Origin of the sequence: Pseudomonas sp. JV245A (assembly GCF_032424515.1) — a bacterium.
GTDB lineage: Bacteria > Pseudomonadota > Gammaproteobacteria > Pseudomonadales > Pseudomonadaceae > Aquipseudomonas > Aquipseudomonas protegens.
Map to the genome: position 1 here is coordinate 1 of NZ_VYKE01000498.1, position 591 is coordinate 591.

2 protein-coding genes are annotated in these 591 nt (G+C 65.8%); one reads left to right on the plus strand and one right to left on the minus strand.

All coding sequences use genetic code 11. The features are described 5' to 3' along the window. Positions 1 to 129, minus strand: a 129-nt coding sequence (locus tag F6S12_RS32680) for a 3-hydroxyacyl-CoA dehydrogenase NAD-binding domain-containing protein (RefSeq protein ID WP_315869980.1), incomplete at its 3' end; no start/stop codon positions are given. A gap of 171 nt (positions 130 to 300) precedes the next feature. Here F6S12_RS32680 and F6S12_RS32685 point away from each other — a divergent pair. Further along, positions 301 to 591 (plus strand): AraC family transcriptional regulator ligand-binding domain-containing protein (locus F6S12_RS32685; protein ID WP_315869979.1); only part of this gene is annotated, 291 nt, incomplete at its 3' end.

Consider the following 591-nt stretch of genomic DNA (forward strand, 5'->3'; position numbering starts at 1 on the left):
CAGGGCCTTTTCCAGGGCGCCCTGGGCGATGTCCAGCAGGGTCACGTCAAAGCCCGCCTGGGCGCAGACCTGGGCGATGCCGTTGCCCATGGTGCCGGCGCCGATCACCCCGATATTCGCAAGATTCATCTTCAGCTCTTCCTTTGTTCATTGCCTTCGCGGAGCATGGCGCGGTTGCCTTGCACAGCGCGTTATCCAGCGCGAGTCTAGAGCCCGGTGCGGTGGCCGGCCTATGCCGAAAGCGGTCAAGCGTGCTGGCGTTTTTTGCCATAGGTCCAGCTACGGGAGCACAGCCTCTACATGCGTGAATCGGATTCGGTCGCGGTCTACTTTGTCCGGGTGATGACCCACGCCCTGCGCCAGCAGCCGGCGCGGCTGGCGGCCGTGCTGCGCGAGGCCGGTATCGATCCGGCGTTGCTCGACCAGCCCCGGGCACGGGTGCCCGGCAGTGCCTTTGCCGCGCTGTGGCTGATCCAGATCCGCGAGTTGCAGGACGAATTCTTCCAGCTCGACTCCCGGGGCATGCCGCCGGGGGCCTTTGCCCTGATCTGCCGCGGGCTGATCCAGGAGCCCAACCTGGAAAAGGCCCTG